General features: G+C 71.5%; 26 protein-coding genes and 2 pseudogenes. 14 read left to right on the forward strand and 14 right to left on the reverse strand.

Annotation, left to right across the window (positions count from 1 at the left end):
• Positions 1-215: 215 nt before the first annotated feature.
• Entirely contained in the window at positions 216-584 is a 369-nt protein-coding gene (locus tag AB0367_RS32975) for an FKBP-type peptidyl-prolyl cis-trans isomerase (protein WP_366230423.1), read from the forward strand.
• A gap of 168 nt (positions 585-752) precedes the next feature.
• Positions 753-1,406, forward strand: coding sequence for an adenylate kinase (locus AB0367_RS32980; RefSeq protein WP_366230397.1), 654 nt, complete (start codon positions 753-755; stop codon positions 1,404-1,406).
• Between the two features lie 12 nt (positions 1,407-1,418).
• Here AB0367_RS32980 and pgm read toward each other — a convergent pair whose 3' ends face one another.
• Together pgm and AB0367_RS32990 are read right to left on the reverse strand one after the other, a co-directional pair.
• On the reverse strand, positions 1,419-3,050 hold the full coding sequence (gene pgm / locus AB0367_RS32985; protein WP_366230398.1) for a phosphoglucomutase (alpha-D-glucose-1,6-bisphosphate-dependent): 1,632 nt from the start codon (positions 3,048-3,050) through the stop codon (positions 1,419-1,421).
• Positions 3,051-3,177: 127 nt separating this feature from the next.
• Positions 3,178-3,675, reverse strand: a complete 498-nt coding sequence (locus tag AB0367_RS32990) for an SPW repeat protein (protein ID WP_366230399.1) — start codon at positions 3,673-3,675, stop codon at positions 3,178-3,180.
• 134 nt (positions 3,676-3,809) lie between these two features.
• Between AB0367_RS32990 and AB0367_RS32995 the strand changes: the two genes are divergently transcribed.
• Complete coding sequence (locus AB0367_RS32995; RefSeq protein WP_366230400.1) at positions 3,810-4,151, forward strand: MmcQ/YjbR family DNA-binding protein; 342 nt, start codon at positions 3,810-3,812, stop codon at positions 4,149-4,151.
• Between the two features lie 38 nt (positions 4,152-4,189).
• On the opposite strand, the gene AB0367_RS33000 is transcribed toward AB0367_RS32995, so the two are convergent.
• From AB0367_RS33000 to AB0367_RS33015, 4 genes and pseudogenes are all read right to left on the reverse strand, one after another.
• Entirely contained in the window at positions 4,190-5,392 is a 1,203-nt protein-coding gene (locus AB0367_RS33000; RefSeq protein ID WP_366230401.1) for an MFS transporter, read from the reverse strand.
• Between the two features lie 95 nt (positions 5,393-5,487).
• Complete coding sequence (gene ptsP, locus AB0367_RS33005) at positions 5,488-7,137, reverse strand: phosphoenolpyruvate--protein phosphotransferase (protein WP_366230402.1); 1,650 nt, start codon at positions 7,135-7,137, stop codon at positions 5,488-5,490.
• Positions 7,130-7,300: pseudogene (locus AB0367_RS33010) on the reverse strand (HPr family phosphocarrier protein); the annotation flags it as partial. The pseudogene AB0367_RS33010 and the gene ptsP, both read right to left, overlap by 8 nt.
• Positions 7,297-7,878: a hypothetical protein gene (locus AB0367_RS33015; protein ID WP_366230403.1), complete on the reverse strand. Its 582-nt coding sequence runs from the start codon at positions 7,876-7,878 to the stop codon at positions 7,297-7,299. The gene AB0367_RS33015 and the pseudogene AB0367_RS33010, both read right to left, overlap by 4 nt.
• Positions 7,879-7,997: 119 nt before the next feature.
• On the opposite strand from AB0367_RS33015, the gene AB0367_RS33020 reads away from it, so the two are divergent.
• Together AB0367_RS33020 and AB0367_RS33025 are read left to right on the forward strand one after the other, a co-directional pair.
• Complete coding sequence (locus AB0367_RS33020; protein ID WP_366230404.1) at positions 7,998-9,182, forward strand: hypothetical protein; 1,185 nt, start codon at positions 7,998-8,000, stop codon at positions 9,180-9,182.
• A gap of 105 nt (positions 9,183-9,287) precedes the next feature.
• A complete protein-coding gene (locus tag AB0367_RS33025) occupies positions 9,288-9,686 on the forward strand; it encodes a GntR family transcriptional regulator (RefSeq protein ID WP_366230405.1) in 399 nt (132 codons plus the stop codon).
• Between the two features lie 146 nt (positions 9,687-9,832).
• On the opposite strand, the gene AB0367_RS33030 is transcribed toward AB0367_RS33025, so the two are convergent.
• From AB0367_RS33030 to AB0367_RS33045, 4 genes are all read right to left on the reverse strand, one after another.
• Positions 9,833-10,936, reverse strand: coding sequence for a serine hydrolase domain-containing protein (locus AB0367_RS33030; protein WP_366230424.1), 1,104 nt, complete (start codon positions 10,934-10,936; stop codon positions 9,833-9,835).
• Between the two features lie 253 nt (positions 10,937-11,189).
• Positions 11,190-11,615, reverse strand: a complete 426-nt coding sequence (locus AB0367_RS33035; RefSeq protein WP_366230406.1) for a hypothetical protein — start codon at positions 11,613-11,615, stop codon at positions 11,190-11,192.
• A gap of 35 nt (positions 11,616-11,650) precedes the next feature.
• Positions 11,651-11,911: a hypothetical protein gene (locus tag AB0367_RS33040; protein ID WP_366230407.1), complete on the reverse strand. Its 261-nt coding sequence runs from the start codon at positions 11,909-11,911 to the stop codon at positions 11,651-11,653.
• Positions 11,908-12,270 carry a DUF2089 domain-containing protein gene (locus AB0367_RS33045; protein ID WP_366230408.1) on the reverse strand — a complete coding sequence of 121 codons (363 nt, stop codon included), beginning with the start codon at positions 12,268-12,270 and terminating at the stop codon, positions 11,908-11,910. The genes AB0367_RS33040 and AB0367_RS33045 overlap by 4 nt, the downstream gene beginning before the upstream one ends.
• 92 nt (positions 12,271-12,362) lie before the next feature.
• On the opposite strand from AB0367_RS33045, the gene AB0367_RS33050 reads away from it, so the two are divergent.
• Positions 12,363-12,857, forward strand: coding sequence for a hypothetical protein (locus tag AB0367_RS33050; protein ID WP_366230409.1), 495 nt, complete (start codon positions 12,363-12,365; stop codon positions 12,855-12,857).
• Positions 12,858-12,879: 22 nt separating this feature from the next.
• Here the strand turns inward: AB0367_RS33050 and AB0367_RS33055 are convergent, their stop codons facing one another.
• Entirely contained in the window at positions 12,880-13,542 is a 663-nt protein-coding gene (locus tag AB0367_RS33055; RefSeq protein WP_366230410.1) for a methyltransferase domain-containing protein, read from the reverse strand.
• A gap of 350 nt (positions 13,543-13,892) precedes the next feature.
• Between AB0367_RS33055 and AB0367_RS33060 the strand changes: the two genes are divergently transcribed.
• From AB0367_RS33060 to AB0367_RS33070, 3 genes are all read left to right on the forward strand, one after another.
• The gene (locus tag AB0367_RS33060) at positions 13,893-14,411 is read left to right on the forward strand and encodes a thioredoxin domain-containing protein (protein WP_366230411.1); all 519 of its coding nucleotides are present in this window, start codon (positions 13,893-13,895) and stop codon (positions 14,409-14,411) included.
• A gap of 2 nt (positions 14,412-14,413) precedes the next feature.
• Positions 14,414-15,223: a cytochrome c biogenesis CcdA family protein gene (locus AB0367_RS33065; RefSeq protein WP_366230412.1), complete on the forward strand. Its 810-nt coding sequence runs from the start codon at positions 14,414-14,416 to the stop codon at positions 15,221-15,223.
• 141 nt (positions 15,224-15,364) lie between these two features.
• Entirely contained in the window at positions 15,365-16,048 is a 684-nt protein-coding gene (locus AB0367_RS33070; protein WP_366230413.1) for a GntR family transcriptional regulator, read from the forward strand.
• Between the two features lie 74 nt (positions 16,049-16,122).
• On the opposite strand, the gene AB0367_RS33075 is transcribed toward AB0367_RS33070, so the two are convergent.
• The gene (locus AB0367_RS33075) at positions 16,123-16,740 is read right to left on the reverse strand and encodes a TetR/AcrR family transcriptional regulator (RefSeq protein ID WP_366230414.1); all 618 of its coding nucleotides are present in this window, start codon (positions 16,738-16,740) and stop codon (positions 16,123-16,125) included.
• A gap of 44 nt (positions 16,741-16,784) precedes the next feature.
• Here AB0367_RS33075 and AB0367_RS33080 point away from each other — a divergent pair, with 44 nt between their 5' ends.
• A complete protein-coding gene (locus AB0367_RS33080; protein WP_366230415.1) occupies positions 16,785-17,006 on the forward strand; it encodes a hypothetical protein in 222 nt (73 codons plus the stop codon).
• A gap of 18 nt (positions 17,007-17,024) precedes the next feature.
• Positions 17,025-17,678, forward strand: coding sequence for an alpha/beta fold hydrolase (locus AB0367_RS33085; RefSeq protein ID WP_366230425.1), 654 nt, complete (start codon positions 17,025-17,027; stop codon positions 17,676-17,678).
• A gap of 78 nt (positions 17,679-17,756) precedes the next feature.
• Here the strand turns inward: AB0367_RS33085 and AB0367_RS33090 are convergent, their stop codons facing one another.
• On the reverse strand, positions 17,757-18,143 hold the full coding sequence (locus tag AB0367_RS33090) for a tautomerase family protein (RefSeq protein ID WP_366230416.1): 387 nt from the start codon (positions 18,141-18,143) through the stop codon (positions 17,757-17,759).
• A gap of 69 nt (positions 18,144-18,212) precedes the next feature.
• Between AB0367_RS33090 and AB0367_RS33095 the strand changes: the two genes are divergently transcribed.
• On the forward strand, positions 18,213-18,686 hold the full coding sequence (locus AB0367_RS33095) for a MarR family winged helix-turn-helix transcriptional regulator (protein ID WP_366230417.1): 474 nt from the start codon (positions 18,213-18,215) through the stop codon (positions 18,684-18,686).
• Between the two features lie 27 nt (positions 18,687-18,713).
• Here the strand turns inward: AB0367_RS33095 and AB0367_RS33100 are convergent, their stop codons facing one another.
• Complete coding sequence (locus AB0367_RS33100) at positions 18,714-19,529, reverse strand: TetR/AcrR family transcriptional regulator C-terminal domain-containing protein (RefSeq protein WP_366230418.1); 816 nt, start codon at positions 19,527-19,529, stop codon at positions 18,714-18,716.
• On the opposite strand from AB0367_RS33100, the gene AB0367_RS33105 reads away from it, so the two are divergent.
• Positions 19,464-20,594 (forward strand): FAD-dependent monooxygenase, encoded by a 1,131-nt coding sequence (locus tag AB0367_RS33105; RefSeq protein ID WP_366230419.1) that lies wholly within the window; start codon positions 19,464-19,466, stop codon positions 20,592-20,594. The genes AB0367_RS33100 and AB0367_RS33105 overlap by 66 nt on opposite strands.
• 169 nt (positions 20,595-20,763) lie before the next feature.
• Positions 20,764-20,910: pseudogene (locus AB0367_RS33110) on the forward strand (IS5/IS1182 family transposase); the annotation flags it as partial.
• Between the last annotated feature and the right edge of the window lie 209 nt (positions 20,911-21,119).

Raw genomic sequence — 21,119 nt, forward strand, 5'->3', positions numbered from 1 at the left:
CCCTCCGGCACAACCGCGCGGACCAGCGCGACCACGTGCGGGGCGCCGCGTCGCCGCACCGCGGGCCGCGGCCGGCGGCGGGGCGGCACGGCCGGTCCAGCAGGAGCCGTCGCCGGCCGCGACGCCGCCCATCCGGGACGCATGCGCCGGCGGCGCGGCGCCATGGGGCAGGATGGAGACGACGTTTTCGTACCGAAGGAGTCAAGCGCATGGCGCTGAGCAAGCCCGAAGTGACCCTGCCCGACGGCCCGCCCCCGGCCGACCTCGTGATCGAGGACATCACCGTGGGCGACGGCCCGGAGGCCGTGCCGGGTCAGCAGGTAAGTGTCCACTATGTGGGAGTGGCGCTGTCGACCGGCCGCGAGTTCGACGCCTCGTGGAACCGGGGCGGCACGTTCGACTTCGGCCTCGGCCGGGGCCAGGTCATCACCGGCTGGGACCGGGGCGTGGCCGGAATGCGCGTCGGCGGGCGGCGCAAGCTGGTCATCCCGCCGCACCTGGGCTACGGCGAGCGCGGCGCCGGCGGCGTCATCAAGCCGGGCGAGACCCTGGTCTTCGTCGTCGACCTGCTCGGCACCCGGTAGAACCGCAACACCGCCGGACGCGCGGGCATTCCCGGCTGATGGACTTTCGAGGTTCACAGCCGGGAATGGACAAATTCACAGCCATCCCACAGCGCACGTAACCTATCGGGATGCGATGCTGGACCATCGGCGGCGGGCCGATGAGCAGGCATGCGAAAGGGTGTGCAGATGACGATGCAGTCGGCGGCACCGCGGTCGAAGCGGATCCTGATGGTGGGGGCGCCGGGCGCCGGCAAGGGCACCCAGGCTGACTCGATAGCCAAACAGTTCGGGATCACGCACATCTCCAGCGGCGACCTGTTGCGCCGGCACATCGCCCAGGGCACCACGATCGGCCGGACCGTCAAGGACATCGTCAACAAGGGCGAGCTGGTCCCCGACTCGATCATCATGGACATGCTGCGCAAACCGGTCCTGCACGCCGCCGACACCGGCGGCTACGTGCTCGACGGGTTCCCGCGCACGGTGGAGCAGGCCGAGGCCGCCTACCGCACCGCCGGCAGCCTGGGCGTCGGCGTACAGATCGCGGTGCACCTCGATGTGCCCGAGGACGAGCTCATCCGCCGCATGCTGGCCCGCGCCCGCGGCGCCGACGACACCGAGGACGTGGTGCGCCACCGGATCAAGGTGTATGAGGAGAAGACCCGGCCGCTGCTTGACTACTACGCCCAGCGCGAGCTGCTCGTCCAGGTCAACGGCGCCCGGCCGGTCGCCGAGGTGACCTGGTCGATCGTCGTGCAGCTGCAGCGGGCGTTCAAGCGCCCCAACACCCACACCACCGGCGCCCGTCAGGCCACCACCCAGGATCGGGCGGTGGCCTGAGCGTCCCGCCCGTCAGCCGCTGAGGGCGGCCGACACGACCCCGCGGGCCTCGTCCTGGATGCGCGCCAGGTGCTCGGGGCCCCGGAACGACTCCGCGTAGACCTTGTACACGTCCTCGGTGCCCGAGGGCCGGGCGGCGAACCAGCCCGACTCCGTGACGACCTTGAGTCCCCCGATCGCGGCCCCGTTCCCCGGGGCCGCGGTCAGTTTCGCCGTGATCGGCTCGCCGGCGAGGCTGGTCGCGCTCACCTGCTCGGGCGAGAGCCGGCCGAGCACCGCCTTCTCCTCGCGGGTGGAGGCGACGTCGACCCGGGCGTAGGCCGGCTCGCCGTGCCGGGCGACCAGATCGCGGTAGTGCTCGCTCGGGGTGCGGCCGGTGCGGGCGAGGATCTCCGAGGCGAGCAGGCACAGCAGGATGCCGTCCTTGTCGGTGGTCCACACCGACCCGTCGCGGCGCAGGAACGAAGCCCCGGCGCTCTCCTCGCCGCCGAAGGCGACCGACCCGTCGAGCAGGCCCGGCACGAACCACTTGAACCCGACCGGGACCTCGACCAGGGTGCGGCCGAGATCGGACGCGACCCGGTCGATCATCGAGGACGACACCAGGGTCTTGCCGATCGCGGCGGCGGCCGGCCAGCCGTCGCGGTTGCGGTAGAGGTAGTCGATGGCGACGGCGAGGAAGTGGTTGGGGTTCATCAGCCCCGCGTCCGGGGTCACGATCCCGTGCCGGTCCGCGTCCGCGTCGTTGCCGGTGGCCACCTGATAGTCGGCGCGCCGGCCGATGAGCGAGGCCATCGCGTTGGGCGACGAGCAGTCCATGCGGATCTTGCCGTCCCAGTCGAGCGTCATGAACGCGAACGCGGGGTCGACGACCGGGTTGACCACCGACAGGTCCAGCTTGAAGCGATCGGCGATGTACGCCCAGTACGACACGCTCGCCCCGCCCAGCGGGTCGGCGCCGATGCGGACCCCGGCCGCGGCGACGGCGGCCAGGTCGATGACCGAGCCGAGATCGTCGGCGTAGCCGGCGAGGAAGTCGAAGCGCTGCGTGCCCGGCGCGGCCAGGGCGCGCGCGTAGGACACCCGGCGCACCTCCTTGAGCCCCGCCCGCAGCAGCTCGTTGGCCCGGTCCTGGATCCACCTCGTCACGTCGGTGTCGGCCGGACCACCGTTGGGCGGGTTGTACTTGAAACCGCCGTCCTCCGGCGGGTTGTGCGACGGGGTGACGACGACCCCGTCGGCGCCGCGATGGCGGTTGGCGAGGATCGCGTGCGACACCGCCGGCGTGGGCGTGTATCCGTCGCGGCTGTCGATGAGCACGGTGACGTCGTTGGCGGCGAACACCTCCAGGGCGCTGACCGTCGCGGGCTCCGACAGGGCGTGGGTGTCCCGGCCGAGGAAGAGCGGGCCGGTGTACCCCTGGCTCGCCCGGTAGTCGCAGATGGCCTGGCTGGTCGCGACGATGTGGTCCTCGTTGAACGAGCCGCGCAGGCTCGAACCGCGGTGACCGGAGGTGCCGAAGGCGACCTGCTGGGCGGGGTCGGCCGGGTCGGGATGCACGGCGTAGTAACTGGTGATGAGCCGCGGCACGTCGACGAGGTCGGAGCGCTGCGCGGGCTGCCCTGCGCGGGGATGGACGGACATACCGCATACGTTGCCACGACGGGACCCGGCGCGCGCAAGGGACGCCCAGGCCGGCCCCGGCTCCCGCTGCGCGAGCGCATCGACGGCGAGACCGGCTGAGCCCGCGGCACGGGCCCAGCCGGAAAGGTCACCGTGGCGTGCCGGGGGTCGGCTCGCTGGCCCCTCCGCCGCCGCGACCGGCGAACCGGCCGCCCTGCCGCCCGCGGGCCACCATGGCGGGCCGCATCGCCACGAGGCCGAGAACGATCATGATCGCACCGACCACGACGTTGTTGGCGATGATGCCGCCCGTGGTGAACCCACGCAGGATGACCCACGGCGAAATGATCGTCCACACGCCCACCACGACCGGCAGCCACGCCAGGCTGTGGGTGCGGCCGTAGGCGACGGCAAAGCCGCTGGCCAGAAGGGCCACCGCGATGCCGCAGATCAGGTTGTTGACGGTCAGGTTGAACGCGAAGGGCGTGAAGCCCACCACCCACGGGCTGATCGCCAGGTAGAGCCCGGTGAGCGCCAGAACGCCGTCGGCGGTGCGCGCGGTGGGCGTCTCCGCCACCTGGTCGTACCGTGCACGCAACTCGACGATATCCGGGTGGCCCGCAAGATCTGAGATGGGTCGGACCATGACGACCCCCTTCCGGTCGGATGACGTTTGGACTAACCCGAAAACGGCGGAACTAACCCGACAGGGCCCGCTGATGCCACGGACTCGCCCCGAGAGCGCTCCCATACGGCCGTTCTGCGGTACCGTCGGCGACCGTGACCAGGGATGAGCTCCTCGCGCACTGCCTCGCCAAGCCCGGCGCCTGGCCGGACCAGCCGTGGGAGGGCGACGTCGTGGCGAAGGTCGGGCCGAGGATCTTCGCCTTCGTGGGGACCGGCACGGTCGGCGTGAAGTGCGCGCCGAGTCGCGAGGCCGCCGACGAGTGGCTGCACCGCTACCCCGAGGACGCCTCGGCCATGGCGTACATCGGCCGGTCCGGCTGGAACACCCTGCGCCTCGGCGGCGCGATCCCCGACGACGAGGTCCTCGAGGCCGTCGACGAGTCCTACCGCTGGGTCGTTTCCAAGCTCCCTAAGAAGGACCGCCCCGCGTGGTGATCAGGTGACGCGGTACGCCGAGCCCGCCTGCGCGTCGCCTACGGCCGAGCGGCCGGTGCGGTGGCGGGCGTCGCCGCGAGCACGAGCGTGGACGCCGCCGCGAAGGCGGCCGCGCCCGCGAACACCAGGCCGGGCAGCGCGTGCGGCAGCGACCAGGCGAACACCACGCCGGCCGCGACCGGGGTCACCGTCTCGGCGAGGGCGCCGATCCCGGTCAGCGCGCCCTGCACGGTCCCCTGTTCGGCGGCGCCGGTGACCCGCGACAGCCAGGACTGCGCCGCCGCGCCGCCGGCCGAGCCAAGCACGCCGACGGCCTGCAGCACGTAGATCTCCCACGGCGCGGACGCGACGGCGGTACCGGCGAGGGCCAGCGCGCCGAGCGTGCCGCCGAGCACGGCGGCACGCTTGTCACCGAGCCACCGCACCACGGGGCCGGCGGCCCAGGCCTGCAACGCCGCCCTGGCCAGCGCCGCGGCCGCCATGACGAGGCCGACGTGGGCGGGGTCCCAGGCGAAGCGGTAGGTCACGAGGAACGTCCAGCTCACCTGCCCGGTCATGCGAGCCACGTCGGCGGCGAACCGGGCCCGCGCCAGCCGGCCGAGCACGGGGCGGCGCAGCACGCCGGCCAGGCCGCCGGCCGGGTTGGCCATCCGCAGGGTCAGCGGCACCGTCCGGTCACCGGGCCACGACTCGGGCAGCACGGCGTACCCGTAGACGACGTTGGCCAGGGCCAGGCCGGCCGCGGCGAAGAACGGCAGCCGCACGTCGACGGCGCCGAGCAGGCCGCCGAGCGTCGGGCCGGCGACGAAGCCGGCCGCGAACGCGGAGCCGACCAGGCCGTACGCGCGGGCCCGCCGCTGCGGCTCGACGACGTCGGCGATGTAGGCGTTGACCACCGTGTTCGTCCCCGCGCAGGCCCCGGCGAGGGCGTGGAGCACCAACATCGGCCAGGGCGCCGGCGAGACGGCGTGGGCCAGGTAGTCCCCGCCCAGGCAGGCGAGCGACACGAGCAGGACGGGCCGCCGGCCGTAGCGGTCGGAGATTCGCCCCAGCAGCGGCGCGGCGAGGAACTGCAGCAGGCCGTAGCTCGACCCGATCCAGCCCGACCAGCGGGCGCCGCCGGCGGCGTCGCCGGTGACGGCGGTCATGAGAGCCGGCACGATCGGCACGATCAGGCCGAGGCCGAGCATGTCGACGAAGACGGTGACGAGCAGGAAGGACAGGGCGGGCGCCCGGCGCATCGTGACTCCTGGGACGAGAGGGCGATGGGCCCCCTCGAACCTCATGAGGTACGGAGGATCAGCGTATCCACGCTGTCAAATGGTTTTATCGTTCGTCAGCCGGCGCCGCGCCCGGCGGCGGCGCGGGCGGCCTGCGGGGTGTCGGCGGCCAGCGCGGCCTTCGCGATCTGGCGGCACTCCTGCAGGGTGTGCGCCGCCAGGGCCTCCCGCACCGCCGGGATGCTGCGCGGCGCCATCGACAGGCTCGAGATGCCCAGGCCGGTCAGGACCAGGGCGAAGTCCGGGTCGGCCGCCGACTCGCCGCACACGCCGACCGGCTTGCCGGCCGTGGCGCCGGCCGCGGCGCAGCCGGCGATGAGCGCGATGAGGGCCGGCTGCCACGGGTCGAGCAGCTCCGCGAGGTCGCCGCGCATGCGGTCGGCGGCGAAGGTGTACTGGCTGAGGTCGTTGGTCCCGATGCTCAGGAAGTCCACGTCGCGCAGGATCGCCGGGGCGCGCAGGGCCGCTGCCGGGACCTCGATCATCACGCCGGTCGTGGGCAGGCCGTGCGCGCGGCAGGCGGCGGCGAACTCGGCGGCCTCGGCGGGCGTGGCGACCATCGGCGCCATCACCCACACGTCGGCGTCGGTGGCGGCGGCCGCCGTGGCGATCGCGGACAGCTGCGTGCTCAGCACCTGCGGCGCGCGCCGGGCCACGCGCAGGCCGCGCACGCCCAGCGCCGGGTTGGGCTCGCCGGCCGGCAGACCGCCGCGCAGGAACGGCAGCGGCTTGTCGGCGCCGGCGTCGAGCGTGCGCACGACGACCTTGCGGCCGGGCAGGGCCGAGAAGACCGCGGCGTACGCCTCGACCTGCTCCTGCTCGCCGGGCGGGTCGGTCCGGTCCAGGTACAGCAGTTCCGTGCGGAACAGCCCGACGCCCTCGACGTCGCCGGTCAGGTCGCGGGCGCCGCCGATGTTGGCCAGCAGCGCGACGGGGTGGCCGTCGGCCGTACGTCCCGGCCCCCGCGACGCCGCCCAGCTCGTGCGCAGCCGCGCGGCGGCCGCGTTGACCGACGCCGCCTCGTCGTGGGACACCCCGACCGACACCGCACCGGTCCCGCCGTCGAGCGCCACGACCACCGCATCGGCGAGCTGCGAGATCCCGGTGCAGCGCACGACCGCCGGAATGCCCAGCGTCCGGGCCAGGATGGCGGTGTGGCTCGTCGGCCCGCCCTCGGCGGTGACCAGGCCCAGCACCACCGACGGGTCCAGGCCGGCCGTGTCCGCGGGCGCCAGGTCCCGCGCGACGAGGATGAACGGGTGGCCGGGCGACGGCACGCCCGGCATCGGCCGGCCCAGGCAGGCCGCGACCAGGCGGTCGCGCAGGTCGTCGAGGTCGCTGACGCGCTCGGCGAGGTATCCGCCGGCCGCCTCGAACGCGGCCCGGTGCTCGGCCAGGACCGCGGCGAGGGCGTGCGGCGCCGCCGAGCCCGCCTCGATCGCCGCGTCGGCGGCGTCGGTGAGGGTCTCGTCGGTGGCCATGAGCACCTGCGCGCGGAGCACCTCGGCAGCCGTGTCCTCCACGGCGGCGTCGGCGCGCCGGGTGAGCTCCGCCGCGACGAGGGCGACCGCCCGGCGTACCGAATCCTTCTCGGCCTCGGCGTCGAGCACCGCGGGCGGCGACGGCAGCGACGGCGGCGGCGCGAGGTGCAGCACCGGGCCTGCGGCGCGGCCCGGGCTCACCCCGATCCCGCGCAGCTCACGCATCGGGGGCGTCCAGATCGCGGGCGAGCTCGTCGAGCATCGCGTCGGCCCCGTCGCCGGAGGCCTCGAGGGTCACCGGCGTGCCCCGCTTGGCGCCGAGGGAGAGCACCCCAAGCATGCTACGGGCCGGCACCGGCTTCTTCGAGGTTTCCGTGCGGAGCGTCACCGCCGTTTTGCTCTGCTTCCGCCGTGTTCATGCCCGGTTGTGCGGGGAGTCAGGACTTGAGCCACGGAAACCCACACCGGCCAGCCCACCAGCCATACCCCGATCACCAGCCCGATCAGCTCGGTCATGCCCTGCAGCGCCTCGGTGCGCCGTGGGTCGTCGATCCACAGCCGCCCGCCCTGCAGCAGCGCGACGGCGATCGCAGCGGCGAGGACCGCCTTGCCCCACTCGCGCCACTCGTACCTGACCCGTTCGGGCCCGCGCTTGGGCACGACCCGCGGCGGCGGCCCGCCGGCGAACCGATGCGCGAACCGCACGTCGGCCCACCGCACCAGCGAGGGTCCGAAGGCGACGGAGAAGCCCAGGTACACCGCGGCGAGGGCGTGCGCGCGGCCCGCCTGTCCCCCGTTGCCGAGGTCGGCGCCGGCGACGACGAGCAGGACGAGGTCCACCACGGGTGTCACGGCGAGCAGCACGGCACCGGCCCTGGGCCTGCGCAGCGGGTATCGGGCGAGCAGCCCGGCGGCGAGCAGCACCCAGAACGCGATCTCACATCCGACGATCCAACCGATCAGCATGCATCGAGCCTTGCCCGGCCGCGGGCCCGCCGCCTCGGCAATACCGACGGTTCGCGTACATCGTTGGTAGCACCGCCGCGGTTTTGCAGGTTGCGCGGGTGTCTTTGTAGGTTGCGTGCGTGGCTCATGATCACGCGCGCTTCGGCTCGCTGTTGCACGCGTACGGCCGGGCCGACGACACCCCGGGCCACCTGGCCGCGCTCGCCGGCGGCGACCCGCAGGCGCGCGACGCCGCGCTGGGGCACCTGTGGTCCGCGGTGATGCACCAGGGTACGCCGTGGACGGTGACACCACCGGCCGCGGCTGCGGTCGCCGCGCTGCTCGCCGATCCCCGCCCGGCCGCACCGCTCGACGCCGGGCTGCGCTCGAACCTGCTGTCCTTCCTCGCCGCGGTGGCCGAGTCCGCCCAGCCCGGCTTCGACGCCGCCGAACTCGCGGCCATGGCCCATCCGCCCGGACGGGACGTGGATGCCGCGCTCGCGGCCGGCGAGGCGGACGACGAGGAGATCTGGGCGGACGAGGAGCTCGCGAACGCCCTGTACGCCCGCGCGCTCCTCGGCTGCCGGGAGGTCGTGCCCACGCTGCTCGCCGCCGCCGTACCGCTGCTGGGCGACCCGGATGCCACGGTCCGGGCGGCCGCCGCGCACGCCGTCACCGCCTGCGCGACGGCCCTCGGCCCGGGCGCGGACCCGGGGCCGCTCGGTGCCCGCCTGAGCACCGCCGCCAGCACCGCCGGACCGGACGAGCGCGCCGCGTTGGTGCTGGCCATGGGCGAGCTCGGGCTCGCACCGCGCGAGTACCTCGACGACCCGCACCCGGGCGTGCGGGCGTGCGCGGCCCTGGCGCCCGCGCTGGCGGACGACCCGGCCGCGACGGCGGAACTGCTCGCCGCGCTCGACGACCCGAAGGCCACCGAACACTGGTTCGCCCGACGACCGCCGCAGCTGCGCGGCCACATCCGCTTCGCTCTGGTCGCCGCGGCCGTCGACCGGGTGGAGCGCCCCGAACGGCTGCTACCGGCCGCGCTCGCCATCGCGGCGCACGCCGGCCCGCACACGGCCCGCTCCGACTGGGGACCGCTGCTGCACGCCATCTTCGCCCCGGGCTCAGTCCCGGGCACCGGCGGGGCGCTGTCCGCCGCCCAGCGCCACTACCTGCACGCCCTCGTCGCCAACGACAACCTGTGGGATCCGCGCAACGGCAGCGTCGGCCTCGTCTTTCGCGACGCCGGCCTGCCGCACGACCGGGAGGCCTGCCGCGCCATGGCCACCGCCGCCGCGCCGCCGGATCCGGGCCCTCGCTGAGCCTGCGACGTCGCCGGGCGTCACCGGGAGTGGCCCAGGGTTACGGATCGCGGTGCCGCGCCGCTGTTTCATGTGACCAGGCCCTGTCCGCGGAGGTCACCGCCGATGCCCGAAACCGGGAACCAGCCGCTGTACGCCCAACTCGCCGGCACCCTTCGCCACCTGATCGACTCCGGGCAGCTCGCGCCCGGCAGCCTCCTGCCGTCCGAACCGGCCATCGGCAACGACCACCACGTCGGCCATACCACCGTCCGGCGCGCCTTACGGCAACTGGCCCGCGAAGGGCTCATCGAGACCCGCCGCGGCGCGCCGGCCAGGGTCCGGCCACGACAGAGCCGGGCGCCGGTCACCCTCGCCGCCGGGGACCGGCTCACCGCCCGGATGCCGACCCGGCCGGAGGCCAAGCGCCTCCGTATCCCGCCCGGCGTCCCGCTCCTGGAAATCCACCACGCCGACGGCCGCATGACCGCCCTGCGCGCCGACCAGCACACCATCGCCGACTGACGCCCACTCCGACCAAGGGCCATACGCGCCGTGGGCGCGGCCACTCGACGGGACGCATCGGATGGTGATGGTGACGTACACCGACACCCGGGATGGACTTGCCCTGCGCGGCGCGTGCCACGGAGTGACCGGGTACGCGGTGCAGTCTATATGTGCGTCCCGGTCACCGGGTGACTTGCGGCTGTGTTGGCTGCTACGGCCAGGTCGCTGGCCCGCGGGTCGGGTTCCATTGTGGCGTGCACACGGTTCATGACGTAGGCGAACGCCAGGCCGCTGGCCGGGTCGGCAAAGCCCAGTGACCCACCGTGGCCGGCGTGCCCGAACAACGTCGGTGTGAACCATGGTAGGTCCGGCGTGGGTAGGCCGAAGCCGAGCGCCCAACGGATCGGCACCCGCAGGATCCTGTCGGCCCCGGCGGCCTGCTCGGTGGTTGCGGCCGCGAGTGTGGCCGGGTCGAGGATCCGATGGCCGTCGACCGAGCCGATCAGCGCGGCGTAGAACCGAGCGAGTGCACGGGCTGTGCACACTGCGTTGACGGCCGGAATCTCGGCGGCGCGTAGGTCCGGCCGGTTGAGGTCCAGCGGCTCGTCGGTGGGGAGCATCGCCCGCAGCATCAGCGAGGAGCGGTCAACGGTTGACCGGTCCAGCGGCGGCGCCACGATCCGGCTGACCCGGTGTTGTTCGTCGCCGGGTAGCCCGATCCAGATGTCGAGACCGAGCGGGTCGGCGATCTCCTGCCGGAAGAAGGCGCCGATGCTGCGGCTGGTCACTCGCCGGACCAGTTCGCCGACGATCCAGCCGTAGGTGAGCGCGTGGTAGCCGTGCGCTGTGCCGGGCTCCCAGGCCGGTGCCTGTGTGGCGACGGCCGCGGTGACGGGGTTCCACGCGGCCACGTCGGCGAGCGTCAGTGGACGGTCGAGGGCTGCCAATCCGGCCTGGTGCGACAGTACCCACCGCACCGGGATCCGGTCCTTGCCGGCAGCCCCGAACTCCGGCCAGTACCGTGCAACCGGGGCATCCAGGTCGAGGTCGCCGCGCTGGACGAGCAGATGTGCGCACGCTGCGACCACGCCTTTCGTCGCCGAGAAGACGACCTGCAGCGTGTCGCGTCGCCAGGGCCGGCTGACGTCTGGATCGGCCAGACCGGCCCAGACGTCTACGACCGGACGGCCATGGTGGTAGACGCACACCGCGGCGCCGACCTCCCCGCACCGGGTCGGGGCGGCGGTGTGCCTCGCCGCTGCCGGCACCGCGGCACGGCTGACGCCGCGGGGCACGTCACCCAGGCCGGACAGATCGCCCAGCAGGAGAGCTTGAGCGAATCGCGGCTGGGACGGTCGCCGGTTTCGCCTTGTACGGTGCGGCACGCGGCCATCTGACGAAGTCCCGTCGCCTACGGTCCCCACGATAAAATATTCGCCACATTTGGGACGCCGGCCGAGTCACCGGCCGGACGGCCGCCCGGCCCCGTGATCCGGGCGGCCGTCCGGCACGGTGGCGGTGTCACTCGCAGAAGACCTGCACCTTGGCGTCGGGCTGGTCGACGTCGATGGTGACGTCGTCGAGCTGCTCGATGAGCTCCTCGATGTGCTGCGGCTTGAGCTGGGTGAGGTCGATCGGTACCCCCGACTTGTTCAGCTCCTCGTTGACCTGAGTGAGGGCCTGCGGGGGGATCAGGCTCGTGAGCCGGACCCCGGCGCGCAGCAGCTGGAGCGGGACCCGGACGTTGACCCGGCCCGGCCCGTCGCCACCGAAGTTGTCCGCCGAGCTCACCACCACGCGCAGATACTTGGGTTTCGGGCGGGGCGCGGCTCCCGGCGGCGACTCGCGCTGTTCTCGTTCGAGTGCGTCGATCAGCCGTTCGGCCTCGTCCGCGGTGATCTTGCCCTCGGCCAGCATCTGCAGGATCTGGCGGCGTTCCTCGTTCATTGTCGGCCCTTCCTCTCTGACTCATCTGATCTGACTCATCTGACGCTGACGAGCACGGCCGTCCGGCCCTGCTCGAGCTCGATCCGGGTGCCGGGCAGCGCCCACAGCAGTTGCCCGGCACCGCGCAGCGCACCCAGCGGGCTCACCCGCAGGACGAGGCATGCGACCAGTCCGACCGGCACGGCGAGCAGCAGCAGCGGTGACAGCACCAGCAGTACCGGCAGGACGGGGACGTGCAGCCGCAGCCGGCGGCCGTCGGGACGGCGATGACGCACCGTCACCAGGTTTGGGATCATCTCGACCTCTCCAGTTCGGCCAGCGCCTCCTGAACGCTGATCTCCCCCCGCCGCAGCCGGTCGACGACGTCGGCGCCGGTGGGCGTCGGGTCGGTGTCGACGAAGTCGAGACGCTCGGCGATCCGGTTCAGCCGGGACTTGATCGTCGGGTAGCTCACCCCGAAGATCCGCTCCATCTCCTTGATCGAGCCGTGCGAGCGCACGAACGCGGCGACGAACACCTGGTCGTCGATGCCGAGCTGAGCCAGCTGCGGCGGCTCGAACTGACCCTCGACCGCGACGCCGCTGCCGGCGAGGCGGACCCGCTCGACCACGAACGGCTGTCCGCGCGTGAGATCCGTCAGTTCCTGCCAGTCCACCTTCGGCTCCCTTACGCTCGGCGACGTGCTCGCCATTCATTTCTACCTTCATTTTTTTAAGTGGTCAACGCACAAACCTTGATTTTCCTTATTTGATCTTCAACTACCCGGATCTCCGGCAGCCGGACAGGCCCACCGGCCCGGCCTACCGACCCGGCACGATGACGATCAGCCGCTCCGGGGACTCTCGGCCGCCGACGGATGATGTGCGGGGCCACCGGTTTGCCGGTCCCAACCGGCGGGCAGGTGCCAGCAGCGCTGGAAGTGGGGGTCGCCTGGTGGCCGTCGAGGGAACCTGGACGTTGTTGGTCGATACGCCGATCGGCGAACAGAAGACCGTACTCGTGCTGCACCGTGACGGCGCCCGGCTGACCGGGTCACTCGACTACCGGACGGACAGCCTGGAGATCACCGACGGGGTGACTTCGGGCGACGATGCCGGGTGGAAGGTCGTGAAGACGCTGAACGTGCTGCTGAGGACGAAAGTCACGGTCGCGTTCACGGTCACCGTCGAGGGCGACAGCATGCGCGGCAAGGCGGATGCCGGGAAATTCGGCACATTCGACGTGACGGGCCGGCGCGCGTGACCTGTCGCGCCGGGCGTCGAGATCATTTCCGGGCGCGAACCGCGAACATGGTCGGCGTCGGCATGCCGCCTTCGGCGAACCGTTCAAGGGACAGGCCGGCCGCCAGGAACCCGTGTAGCAGGTCAGGCAGCGACCAGTGGGTAGCGCCCACCTTGTCCCGGACGCCCTTGTCGGTCCAGGATGCGGTGGTCCAGTCGCTGTCGAGGTAGCCCGGGCGGATCACGACCGCGTCCGGTTCGGTCCGGTCGGCGAAACCTCCGCAGAAACACGGATGCACGCCGATGTGGACGAAAATCCCATCTTCGTGGAGAACCCGGGCGACCTCCCGAAGCACGGCGGGGTAGTCCGGCATGTCCGTGTGCGCCATCACGGCGATCACGGCGCCCAACGCGCCGTCGCCGACCGGCAAGCGGCCGGCGTCCGCGCGGGCCACCGGCAGCCGGCCACGGGCGTGCCGCAACATCCCGCCGGACACGTCAACGCCCAGCGGCGACCACCCCAGCTGGCGGACCTCGGCGGCGTACACCCCGGTGCCGCAGCCGATCTCCAGACAGGCGCCACGGCCGCTGCCGAGCAGTGCGGCAATTGCCTGCCTGATGCCGAGCGGATCACCGTCGGCCTGCCGGGCGAGAAACTCGTGTTCGTACCAGTCCGCGATCTCGTCATACACCGCGCGACGTCCCATCGGGCCTCCTCACGTGTCACCTCACCCCATTCAGACACATCGCCAGGCCGCGACGACCATCGATTCCGCTCGCCGCGCAAACGCAGTGCCGGCACGCGCTGTTGTATACATTATGTATCCTAGCGATCGTGAAAAGATCGAACCAAGCGGCGCGACTCAGGGCGACGAAACGCCGCCGGTACCGGCGCATCGCAGTCGTGGCCGTCGCGCTCGTCGCCTTCCTCGGCGTAGTCATCACCGCTCAGCTCACGTCCGGAGGGAGTCCTGTCGCCGCTCCGTCACCCGATGCGAGCGGTACCGCAGGCGGTACCCGCGAGTCCACGCTCGTGCGGCGCGATCAGGGTGACCCGATGGCAGTCGGTGACGTGGACGCGCCGGTGGTCCTGGTCCACTGGACCGACATGCGGTGCCCGTACTGCGCGGTGTTCAGCCGCGACACGCTGCCCGTGCTGCTGCGGGAGTACGTGGACACGGGCAAGGTTCGTATCGAACTGCATGACGTCGCGTACTTCGGGGAACAGTCCGAGAACGCCGCCGTCGCCGCACGGGCCGCGGGCAACCAGGGCAAGTTCTTCGCATACCTCAGCGCGGTATACGGCGAGGCACCCGAGGGGAAGCACCCCGACCTGCCGCGCGAGCGATTGATCGACTTCGCACGGAAGGCCGGTGTTCCCGACATCTCGCGGTTCACCGCGGACCTGGACGACACCGGCCTGCGCGCCGCGGCGCAAGCCAGCAACACCACGGCCGCGCGGGTGGGCGTCACCAGCGTTCCCTTCTTCGTCGCCGGGGACACCGCGCTGGCCGGCGCACAGCCGATCTCGGTCTTCCGCGAGTTCCTGGACGCCGCGATCGAGAAGGCGGGGTAGGCGTGGAGCTGGGACTGCTGGGCGCGTTGCTCGGGGGCGTGCTGACCCTGCTGAGCCCCTGCTCGGTGATGCTGCTTCCCGCCTTCTTCTCCTACGCCTTCACGAGCCCGACGGTGCTCATCAGCCGCACCGGCGTCTTCTACCTGGGGCTGATCACGACACTCGTACCTCTGGGCGTGCTCGCCGGGACGGCGGGAGCGTTCGTCAACCAGCACCGCCACACGTTCGTCACGGTCGCGGCGGGCGTGGTGATCGTGCTCGGGCTGATCATGCTGGCCAACATCCCGATTCCAGCCCTCTCCGGCAGCGGGATGCAGGGAACCTCGTCAGCATCCGTCTACGCCCTCGGCACGATCTACGGCCTCGCCGGCGTCTGCGCCGGCCCGTTGCTCGGCGCGGTGCTGACCGTCGCCGCCGTCGGTGGCAACGCCCTCTACGGCGGCATCGTGCTACTCGTCTTCGCCGCCGGCATGACCCTTCCCCTGCTGGTCCTGGCCCTGTTGTGGGGACGCCTGCCGTTCGTACGACGGCTCGTGCGCCCGCGCGAGATCCGCCTGGGGCGATGGCGCCACACCTGGACCGGCATCGTCGGCGGCACGCTCACCGTGGCGATCGGCGTCCTGCTGCTGGCCACCGACGGCACCACGTCGCTGGGAGGAATGCTCGCAGCTTCCGACCAGGCCACGCTCGAGAACCGGGTACGGCAGGCCACCAGCGGTGTCCCCGACCTTCTCGTGGCCGCGATCGCGATCGGCGGCGCCGGCGCCGCATGGCTCCTCTCCCGCCTCTGGCGCAAGCGCCACCCTGCGTGACGGTGTGCCGGCGCCCCGCTGCGGCGTGATGGCTCTCCCCCGCCTTGCGGGGCCGTCCTGCGGCACCGGCGTACCAGATGGATACTTATGGTATGCGCGTCGCGTGACGGGCGGTCGCGTCGCCGTGGATGGGGAGAGTCGTTGGCAAGCAGCGCGAGTGCGGCTGAACGGGCGTACGAGGCGATCCACGACGGCATCCTCAACGGCGTCCACCCGACCGGGACCATGCTGGGCGAGGAGGCCCTCGCGACAGCGATCGGTGTGAGCCGCACGCCGGTACGGACCGCGCTCGCCCGGCTGCAGGACGAGGGATGGATCGTCATCTACCCGAAGCGTGGCGCACTCGTGCGAGGGCTCAGCGAGCGGGCGGTGGCCGACCTCGCGGACGCCCGCCTGATCCTGGAGTCCACCGCGGCGAGCCGGGCGAGTGCCGAGGCGCGGGAGGGGCTCGCCGAGCGGCTACGGCACTCGATCGCGGCGCAGCGCGAGGCGTTCGACTCCGATGACCTCCGGGGTTTCATCGAGCTGACGATCGCCTTCCACCGCACCTTCGTGGAAGCGGCGGGCAACGACGTGCTGCTCGAGCTGAACGATCGGCTGGCCGACCGGCAGCGGTTCCTGCTGTTCAGCTTCGGCGACCGGCTCCTCGCACGATGCGCCGACATCATCGCCGAGCACGAGACGCTCGTCGAGCGCCTCCGCACCGGCGATGCCGCCGGATTCGCCGATGCCCTGCGGGACCACCTGGTCGACACCTACGCCACGCAGATCGGCGACGCCCCGCGCAGCTTCCGTTCGGCGGCGCCGGCGGCCGAGCGCCGGTAGTCGGCCGGCGCCGCGGTTCGGTGGGAATCTGCTGGTCAGCAGATTCCACTCCCCCTACAACTGGACGATCAGCATCAATTCCGCGATCTGCCGGGTGGGAAGATCTGGTCGAGGTGGTAGGTGAGGATGGCGAGCGCTGCCGCGCCGTCTCGCTGACCGCCGAGCACGCTGGAGCCCAACCCGTTGGTGAGCGCGAGCAGGCCGGCGACCGCGATCGGGGCGTCGAGATCCGGGTCGACGTCACCGGCCTCCTGCGCGGCGCGCACCTGCTTGGCGAGGAACCGCTCGACCGCGTCCGGATATGTCGCGCCGTGCTCCGTGGCGAGGTCCGGCCGGTCGAGGACCAACGCATAGTAGGCCGTGTAGGTCCGGGTCAGCCGCCGGCTCTCCTCGTCGGTGGGCAGGATCGCGGTGAGCGTGCCGTATACGACATCGCGCGGCGTCGGCGGGCTGCCGAGCTCGGTGATGTGCCTGGTCACCCGTGCTGACAGTTGCTCGCCCAGGTACGCGAGCGAGCCGAGCAGCAGTTCGTCCTTGGTGTGGAAGTAGTACTGCACCAGTCGCAGCGACACACCGGCCTCGGCCGCCACCTCGCGCATGCTGGCCGCCTGCAGGCCGCGTGTGTGCGCGATGCGCAGCAGCGCCTCGCCGATCTGGCGGCGGCGTTCGTCGTGGTCCACGCGTTTGGGCACGACTAGGTGTATCACGCCGCGATGTTTAATGATACGCTCGTATCATGAAGACGCAACAACCCAGGATCAGCGCCTTCACCAGTGAGCAGGCGCGCCTCGCATTCTCAGCCACATACGAGTCGACGCTCGACCGGCTGTGGCCGGCCCGGACGACGTCCGATGTCTCGACGGACTACGGCACGACCAGGGCCGTGCTCGACGGCGAGTCCCGCACTGTAGCGCCGTTCGTCATGCTGCCCGGCGCGGGCGGCAACTCGCTGATGTAGCACCGTCACATCGCCGCGCTGAAGGCGGCGCGGCCGGTGATCGCACTCGATCCCCCGGGCGAGCCCGGAGGCTCGACCCACACCCGCCCGTTCGCCGACGGCCGGGACCTGGCCGGCTGGCTCGATCAGGTGCTCACCGGCCTCAACATCGACCGGGCCCACCTGATCGGCACGTCCAACGGCGGCTGGATCGCGATGCAGCACGCGTTGCACCGGCCTGGGCGGGCGGCAACACTGACCCTGCTCGACCCGGCCGGATTTGGGCGCATCACCGGCAGATTCCTGCGCTGGGTCATCCTTGGCGGCCTCGCGAGCCACGCGCCGGATCGGCTGCGTCGCCGCATGGCGGGCAAGCTGCGCAACGTCACGCTGCTCGACGACGACCTCGTGCGCTTGGTGAAGCTCTCCACGGCGTACCGCCGCCGGCTGCCACTGCCGCCGCCGCTCACCGACGCCGAACTCGCGGCGCTGACGCTTCCGGTGCACCTGATGCTCGGCGAACACAGCGTCATGTACGACGCCCAGCAGGTCGCGCAGCATGCGGCGCGGGTGATGCCGGACGTGCGGGTGGAGGTCGTGAAGGGTGCGAGCCACGACCTGCCGCTGCATTCGGTAGACCTGGTGACCGCTCGCGCGATCGACCTCGCCCGCACCACGGAGCCGATCTCCTAGCCAACGGGCGGCATGTGTTCGGCCAGGTGCCGCGAGCACCTTCGGCGACGAGCGCTTCGCGGCAGTCGTATGAACCCGCTATGACGTGACGACAACTCCGCCGATGGCTGTGCGCCCGGCCGGGGTGCCGACGAGTTCGACCGTCACGCCGGCACGGACACGTTCCCCGAAGACGTCGACGATGGCGTCCGTGACCCCGCGGACGAGGCGGGCGACGATCTCGTCGGCGTCGGGCCGGCTGAACACGGCTTCCCTGATGCCGAACGTGACGCTGGGCGAGGGGGCTTGTGCCGGCGTGCCGCCGATACCCCACCGGCTGGGCGGCAGGCCGGTCAACCGCACGACCACGGTGCTTCGGGCCCACTCCCCGTAGACGGCGACGACCGCGTCGGTCAGTTTCTCAATCAGCGTGGTCTCACGGCCGGCCAGGTCGCTCTCCAATAGGCAGACGCCGAGGTGGGGCATACTATCCTCCGTGAACAGGTTTGATCGCAAATCATCTTTGTAAACAAAGGTATTTGGAGGGGTGGGCGGATGTCAACGCCCGGCACCACGGACGACACGGTCAGGGAGTTGCTCCTGGTGATGCCGAGGCTGGTCGGCAGGGTCAAACGCCTGCCGCTGCCGGAACAGCTACGGTCGTTCGATCTGGCGCCGAGGCACTTGTCGATGCTGTCCCTGCTCCTGCTCGACGGTCCCCTGACCGTCTCTCAACTGGCTGGGATGCTTGGCGTGGCACCCACCACGGTAAGCCTGATCGTGGGCGATCTGAGCCGCAAAGGGGTCCTGGTGCGGCGCGAGGACGAGGCGGACCGCCGCCGGCGCGTCATCGACATCAGCCCCGACAGCCGTCCCGCCATCGCCCAATGGCTCTCTCCCGGTGCCCACGCGTGGCGGCAGGCTCTCGCGCCGCTGAGCACAGCGCAGCAACGGACATTCGTCGATACCTTGCTCAGGTACGAGGCGGCCGTCTCAACCGCGACACAGACCGCACCGGAGCGCGACTAGCGGCGCTACCGGCCCGCGAGCAGTGGATCACGGGTGGGGGTGGCCGGTGATGCCGTCCAAGAGGGTGGTCAGGTTGTGGTTGAAGGTTTCCCCGGCGCCCAGGTGGGCGCCGTCGACGACGAGCCAAGCGACGGTGGGATAGCGGCCCGTTTCGAGCATGCGTGTGAGGTAGGGCCCGAGGCTGACCTGCCAGGCGGGCACGTCGGTGCCGGTGGAACGGGCGGCGCGCCGCTCGGTGACCTCGATGCGGAGCGCTCCGACGATGAACGCGTTGAGGGCGCCCAAGGCGCGCTGGAGGTCGTCGATGCCGCGCACGCCCGGGGCCTGGCTGAGCGCCGCCGCGGTCGATTCACCCACGGCGAGCGCATGAGGTCCCAGGTGTGGCCTCGCGCCGAGCAGGTCGGCGAACCACTCATGATCAAGGGCGGCGGCACGGGTCCGGTGAGCGATGGCCAGCACCGTGGCACGCCACTCGGCGTGCTGGCCGGCCTCGGCGATCTGGGCATAGACGGTGTCGACCATCAGATCGAGGAGCTCGGATACGTTGATCACGTAGTCGTAGAGCCGCATCGGACCGACTCCGAGCTCTTTGGCGATCTTGCGAACCGACAGCCCGTCGAGGCCGTGCGCGTCGGCAAGCCGGATCGCCGCGGCGGCGATCTTCGCGCGACTCAATGACACCGGCGCCGTCCGCGGCTGCGGCTCGGGCCGTTCCCAAACAGGCAGGGGTGCGCTACCGTACGGCGTATCCATAAGGTACAGCGTACGGTAACAGAGATGACGATGCGAATCGCGATCGCCGGCGGTGGCCTCGGCGGCCTGGCGCTGGCCCGAATCCTGCACCGGCACGGCATCGGCGCGGTGGTGTACGAACGGGAGGCAGGCCGATCCGCGCGAGCACAGGGCGGAATGCTCGACCTGCACCCGGAGTCCGGGCAACAGGCCCTGGCCGAGGCGGGCCTCACCGGCCGATTCCGCTGCGAGGCACGGCCCGAGGGCGAGGAACATCGCATCCTCGACCCGGCCGGACGCACCCTCGTGCACCACAAGCCACAACCCGGCTCATTCTCCGGACGCCCCGAGATCGACCGCAGCGTACTGCGTGATCTCCTGCTCGATTCGCTCCCCGCCGACACTGTCCTGTGGCAGCACCGGCTCGTCACGGCGACGCCACGACCCGGCGGAGGCTTCGGGCTGACCTTCGATGGCGGCCACAGCACCGACTGCGACGTCCTCGTCGGCGCAGACGGCGCACGCTCGGTCGTCCGGTCGCTGCTGACCGACGCGACACTGTCCCACGTGGCCACCTTGGTGGAGCTCAGCATCAGCGAGGCCGACCAGCGCCACCCGGATCTCGCCGAGCTGGTCGGCCCCGGAAACCTCTGGTGCATCGGCGTGAACCAGATCCTGGCGGCACAACGCCTCGGCGACGGCAGCATCCGAGTCGGGATCTCGGTGCGCGCGGACGATCGCGACATCGACACGTACCGTAGTAAGCGGGCCCTGCTCGACATGTTCGACGGCTGGGACCCAAGCCTCACCGCACTCATCGAAGCCGGCGACAGCGCGCCGGCGCCGCGCAGGATCGAGGCGATGCCCATCGGTACCCGCTGGGCCGGGCAGCCGGGCATCACCCTCATCGGCGACGCCGCGCACCTCATGCCGCCGGTCGGCGAGGGCGCCAACCAAGCCATGCTCGACGCCGCCGAACTCGCCGGCGAACTCGCCGCCAGCCCCGCCGACCCCGACTCGGCGATCCGGACCTACGAAGAGGCGATGTTCACCAGGACCCACCCGATCGCCGACATGTCCGCACGAGTCCAGGCGATGATGCTGTCCCCCACCGCAGCCGACGACATCGTCCGCTTCTTCACGGCCGGGCCCGCCGAGCCGGCACCCGCCGATTGAGCACGCGCTGCGCGGCCAGCCCCGCCTTGCGGACGCAGTGAGCCTTCCGAGTAACGGCGGGTGACGTTGCGTAGTCGCCGACGGTTCCGTGGTGGTGACACGCCGAGTCTGTTGTGGTGCAACGAAAAGACGCAGCACCCCGGTATGAAGGTGGTCCTCTCACAACGGCGTGCGGGCTATCGCCGAACGCGGCAACGCCCTACTCAAGATGACATTCAAGGCGCTACGCAACGTCAGCCTATGCCCCTGGCGGATCGGGAAGATCGTCGCCGCAGCACTCGTCCCGCTCCACATCGACCGCACCCGCACAACCTGAACCATCAGTAATCAACCGTTGCCCGGAAAGGCTCAGTGTGTGGTGCTCCGACACCGGCCCGTAAGACGGCCTCCGCGTCCGCTTGACACAGAGTGTGCGTGCACCATCTGACATTGACGTGATCTCAACGAGATTGCGGTAGGTACCGGTATTCGAAGTGTGTGAGATGCAGAGCTGCGGCGACGATGTCGCCGAGTGTGCGAGGGCTG

The organism is Dactylosporangium sp. NPDC051484 (assembly GCF_040689395.1).
Taxonomy (GTDB): Bacteria; Actinomycetota; Actinomycetes; order Mycobacteriales; family Micromonosporaceae; genus Dactylosporangium.

What these genes read in the sequence shown, in the direction of transcription:
- AB0367_RS33015 (WP_366230403.1), bottom strand. Translation starts at nt 7,878, where the DNA reads ATGCTGATCGGTTGGATCGTCGGATGTGAGATCGCGTTCTGGGTGCTG.
- AB0367_RS33060 (WP_366230411.1), top strand. Translation starts at nt 13,893, where the DNA reads ATGGCAGTCGGTGACGTGGACGCGCCGGTGGTCCTGGTCCACTGGACC.
- AB0367_RS33105 (WP_366230419.1), top strand. Translation starts at nt 19,464, where the DNA reads ATGACGATGCGAATCGCGATCGCCGGCGGTGGCCTCGGCGGCCTGGCG.
- AB0367_RS33000 (WP_366230401.1), bottom strand. Translation starts at nt 5,392, where the DNA reads ATGCGCCGGGCGCCCGCCCTGTCCTTCCTGCTCGTCACCGTCTTCGTC.
- ptsP (WP_366230402.1), bottom strand. Translation starts at nt 7,137, where the DNA reads ATGCGTGAGCTGCGCGGGATCGGGGTGAGCCCGGGCCGCGCCGCAGGC.
- AB0367_RS33080 (WP_366230415.1), top strand. Translation starts at nt 16,785, where the DNA reads ATGAAGACGCAACAACCCAGGATCAGCGCCTTCACCAGTGAGCAGGCG.
- AB0367_RS32980 (WP_366230397.1), top strand. Translation starts at nt 753, where the DNA reads ATGACGATGCAGTCGGCGGCACCGCGGTCGAAGCGGATCCTGATGGTG.
- pgm (WP_366230398.1), bottom strand. Translation starts at nt 3,050, where the DNA reads ATGTCCGTCCATCCCCGCGCAGGGCAGCCCGCGCAGCGCTCCGACCTC.
- AB0367_RS33090 (WP_366230416.1), bottom strand. Translation starts at nt 18,143, where the DNA reads ATGCCCCACCTCGGCGTCTGCCTATTGGAGAGCGACCTGGCCGGCCGT.
- AB0367_RS33040 (WP_366230407.1), bottom strand. Translation starts at nt 11,911, where the DNA reads ATGATCCCAAACCTGGTGACGGTGCGTCATCGCCGTCCCGACGGCCGC.
- AB0367_RS33055 (WP_366230410.1), bottom strand. Translation starts at nt 13,542, where the DNA reads ATGGGACGTCGCGCGGTGTATGACGAGATCGCGGACTGGTACGAACAC.
- AB0367_RS33035 (WP_366230406.1), bottom strand. Translation starts at nt 11,615, where the DNA reads ATGAACGAGGAACGCCGCCAGATCCTGCAGATGCTGGCCGAGGGCAAG.
- AB0367_RS33095 (WP_366230417.1), top strand. Translation starts at nt 18,213, where the DNA reads ATGTCAACGCCCGGCACCACGGACGACACGGTCAGGGAGTTGCTCCTG.
- AB0367_RS32990 (WP_366230399.1), bottom strand. Translation starts at nt 3,675, where the DNA reads ATGGTCCGACCCATCTCAGATCTTGCGGGCCACCCGGATATCGTCGAG.
- AB0367_RS33025 (WP_366230405.1), top strand. Translation starts at nt 9,288, where the DNA reads ATGCCCGAAACCGGGAACCAGCCGCTGTACGCCCAACTCGCCGGCACC.